The sequence below is a fragment of the Oceanicella sp. genome, from assembly GCF_056449545.1.
The window spans coordinates 1-3,304 of record NZ_JBWOMN010000123.1 but is presented as its reverse complement, the minus strand read 5'-3'; the positions used below and the strand labels follow the sequence as shown (position 1 = coordinate 3,304).

Genomic DNA, 3,304 nt, shown 5'->3' with positions numbered 1-3,304 from the left:
CGCCAGCGCCGCGGACCTGCTCGCCTGGTATGACGGCGCGGCGCGGGCGCTGCCGTGGCGCGCGGCGCCGGGGTCGGGCGCGCCGCCGCCGCCCTACCGGGTCTGGCTGTCCGAGGTCATGCTGCAGCAGACCACGGTGACGGCGGCGAGTCCCTATTTCGAGCGTTTCATTCGCCGCTGGCCCGATGTCTGGGCGCTGGCCGGCGCCGAGGACGGCGAGGTGATGGCCGCCTGGGCCGGGCTCGGCTACTACGCGCGGGCGCGCAATCTGCTGAAATGCGCCCGCGCCGTGGCCGCGGCGGGCGGGCGGTTTCCGGATGCCGAGGACGGGCTGCGCGCCTTGCCCGGCATCGGCCCCTACACCGCCGCCGCCATCGCCGCCATCGCCTTCGGGCGGCGCGCCGTGGTGGTGGACGGCAATGTGGAGCGGGTGATGGCGCGGCTGCATGCGGTGGGCGCCCCGCTGCCCGAGGCGAAGCCGACGCTGCGCGCCCATGCCGCGGCGCTGACCCCGGCGCGCCGCCCCGGCGATTACGCGCAGGCGGTGATGGATCTGGGGGCGACGATCTGCACGCCGCGCAGCCCGGATTGCGCGGCCTGCCCGTGGCGCGCCCCCTGTGCGGCGCACCGACAGGGGCTGACGGCGGATCTGCCCCGGCGCAGGGCGAAGAAAGCCCGGCCTGAACGATTCGGCGCGGTGTTCGCCGGGTTTCGCGCCGATGGCGCGGTGCTGCTGGAGCGGCGGCCTGAATCCGGGTTGCTGGGCGGGATGCTGGGGCTGCCCGGCACGGATTGGGGCGATTCGCCGCCCTCGGAAACGGAGATCGCCGCCGCCGCGCCCTGCGCGGGCGACTGGCGGCGGCTGCCGGCGCGGGCGGTGCATGTGTTCACCCATTTCCGCCTGACGCTGGAGGTGTTCGCCGCCGAACTGCCCGCCGAACCGCCCGCCGAACCGCCCGCCGAACCGCCCGCCGGCGCGCGCCCGAAACGCGGCGCCTTTCGCCCGGACGCGGCGGCGCAGGCCGGGGCGCTGCCCACGGCGATGCGCAAGGCGCTGGAGATCGCCTTGCAGCGGCGCTGAGCGGCGCAGCTGCCGGGCGGTTCAGGCGAGGCGCGGTTCAGGCGAGGGGCGGCGGGCCGTATTCGTTGGGCTGGGGGTCGCTCGGCTGCACGTAGAAGAACAGCAGCGCCAGCATGCCGATCATCGGCACGAATCCGATCAGCAGCCACCAGCCGCTGCGCCCGATGTCATGCAGGCGGCGCACCTGCACCGTGATGTTGGGCGGAATCAGCGCCAGCGCCGCAAGCGTGCTCAGCGGCTGGCCGCCGGGGGCGACGAATCCCATGGCCATCTCGCCCGGGGCCCTGAAGCTGTATCCGTAGGGCGGAAAGCCCAGCATCGGCCCGATGACGAAGACGTCGATCAGCCCCGCCGCGACCATGATCAGGAAGGCGCCCACCACCCACCACCATAATTCCGAGCGCGGCGCGCGCCCGCGAAACACCGCGTAATTGCCCAGAACGCTGCGAACGCTTTGCGACAAGGTCATGACCAAACCCTCCATTTGCGCATCATGGGCCCAACATGGCGCCCAGGCGGGGCGGGCGCCATGGGCGGGGCGATTCGCCGCCCGGCTTGAAATCCGCGCCGCGCGCGCCTAACTCGACTGGGCGGCCAGGCGCGGCGCCCGCCGGCGCTTGGCCGGATTTCCGGCGGCTGACCGGATCGCGGGCGCTTGACCAAACGGCCGCGCCCGCATAGAACGCATTTCGCGCAGGCCTAGGGGTGTAGCTCAGCTGGTTAGAGCATCGGTCTCCAAAACCGAGGGTCGCGGGTTCGAATCCCTCCGCCCCTGCCAGCGCAACGGTTCAGGATAAGGACGCGAGACTCATGGCCAAGGTGAACCCGGCGCAATTCATCCAGCAGGTGCGCGCCGAAGCGTCGAAGGTCGTCTGGCCGACGCGCAAGGAGACCACGGTCACCACCACCATGGTGTTCGTGATGGCCACCATCGCGTCGCTTTTCTTCTTCTTCGTGGACCAGTTGATCGCGCTCGGCGTCGATCAGATCCTGCGTCTCGGGCAGTAGGCCGCGCCGGGACGGCGGGCAATTCCGCCGCCGGGGTTGCAATTCCCGCCAAATCGCTGTATGCGCCATCGGCTCAGGCAGATACAGCGCGCGCGCCGAGTCGGGTTCGCGCGCTTGACGTTTGGAGCGGCGCGTTTCGGGGGTCTCACGGCCTCGGGCGCGGGCGGCGACTGAAAAATGCGGCGCGGAGGTTTCGGCGCCGTCAATACGGGGCGGCAAGCCCCGGTCAATCGAGGTGACGGGCAGCATGGCAAAGCGCTGGTACACGGTCCACGTGTTCTCGAATTTCGAGAAGAAGGTGGCCGAGTCGATCAAGGAATCCGCTCTGCAGAACGGCCTCGAGGATGAAATCGAGGAGGTGCTTGTGCCCTCCGAGGAAGTCGTCGAGCTGCGCCGCGGCAAGAAGGTGACGGTGGAGCGGCGCTTCATGCCCGGCTACGTGCTGGTGAAGATGGAGATGAGCGACCGCGCCTATCACCTGATCATGGACACCAACCGCGTCACCGGGTTTCTGGGCCCGCAGGGCAAGCCGAGCCCGCTGCGCGAATCGGAAGTGGCGCGCCTGCTCAACCAGGTCGAGGAGGGGCTGGAAAACCCCATGCCCGCGATCCTCTACGAGGTGGGCGAACAGGTGAAGGTCACCGACGGCCCCTTCGAAAGCTTTTCCGGCATGGTCGAGGAGGTGGACGTGGAGAACGCCCGCCTCAAGGTGTCGGTGTCGATCTTCGGCCGGGCCACCCCGGTCGAACTGGAATACGGTCAGGTCGCCAAGGACGTGCCCTGATCACCTGAAGTGGGAGGGCAGGGCGGCGCGCCGCCTGAACCCGCACCACGGACCGCAAGGCCCCGCGATCGCGATCGCCGGGGCGGTATGACGAGGAGGCCGAGATGGCCAAGAAGATCGTGGGGACCCTGAAGCTTCAGGTGCCCGCAGGCAAAGCCAATCCTTCGCCGCCCATCGGGCCGGCGCTGGGTCAGCGCGGCATCAACATCATGGAATTCTGCAAGGCGTTCAACGCCAAGACCGCAGATCTTGAACCCGGTGCTCCGTGCCCGACGATCATCAGCTATTATCAGGACAAGTCCTTTACCATGGACATCAAGACGCCCCCGGCGTCGTATTTCCTGAAAAAGGCGGCCAAGCTGAAATCCGGCGCAACAAACCCGTCGCGTGAGATTGTCGGCTCGGTTTCGGTCGCGCAGGTCAAGGAAATC

5 protein-coding genes and 1 tRNA gene are annotated in these 3,304 nt (G+C 69.2%); 5 read left to right on the top strand and 1 reads right to left on the bottom strand.

Annotated elements, in window-relative coordinates; translation table 11 throughout:
- A partial coding sequence (locus AC1HC7_RS16170; protein ID WP_479499218.1) for an A/G-specific adenine glycosylase occupies nucleotides 1-1,081 on the top strand: 1,081 nt, incomplete at its 5' end.
- A gap of 37 nt (nucleotides 1,082-1,118) precedes the next feature.
- Here the strand turns inward: AC1HC7_RS16170 and AC1HC7_RS16165 are convergent.
- Nucleotides 1,119-1,550, bottom strand: a complete 432-nt coding sequence (locus AC1HC7_RS16165; RefSeq protein WP_479497991.1) for a DUF805 domain-containing protein — start codon at nucleotides 1,548-1,550, stop codon at nucleotides 1,119-1,121.
- A 232-nt stretch (nucleotides 1,551-1,782) separates the two neighbouring features.
- Between AC1HC7_RS16165 and AC1HC7_RS16160 the strand changes: the two genes are divergently transcribed.
- From AC1HC7_RS16160 to rplK, 4 genes are all read left to right on the top strand, one after another.
- Nucleotides 1,783-1,859 (top strand) — tRNA-Trp (locus AC1HC7_RS16160).
- 32 nt (nucleotides 1,860-1,891) lie between these two features.
- Entirely contained in the window at nucleotides 1,892-2,089 is a 198-nt protein-coding gene (gene secE / locus AC1HC7_RS16155; RefSeq protein ID WP_479497992.1) for a preprotein translocase subunit SecE, read from the top strand.
- Between the two features lie 247 nt (nucleotides 2,090-2,336).
- Complete coding sequence (nusG, locus tag AC1HC7_RS16150; RefSeq protein WP_479497993.1) at nucleotides 2,337-2,873, top strand: transcription termination/antitermination protein NusG; 537 nt, start codon at nucleotides 2,337-2,339, stop codon at nucleotides 2,871-2,873.
- Nucleotides 2,874-2,977: 104 nt separating this feature from the next.
- Nucleotides 2,978-3,304: 50S ribosomal protein L11 (gene rplK / locus AC1HC7_RS16145; protein ID WP_479499217.1), on the top strand; the 327-nt coding region annotated here is incomplete at its 3' end.

Excerpts from the sequence above, each read along its gene's own strand:
- AC1HC7_RS16165 (WP_479497991.1), bottom strand. The coding sequence starts at position 1,550 with ATGACCTTGTCGCAAAGCGTTCGCAGCGTTCTGGGCAATTACGCGGTG.
- secE (WP_479497992.1), top strand. The coding sequence starts at position 1,892 with ATGGCCAAGGTGAACCCGGCGCAATTCATCCAGCAGGTGCGCGCCGAA.
- nusG (WP_479497993.1), top strand. The coding sequence starts at position 2,337 with ATGGCAAAGCGCTGGTACACGGTCCACGTGTTCTCGAATTTCGAGAAG.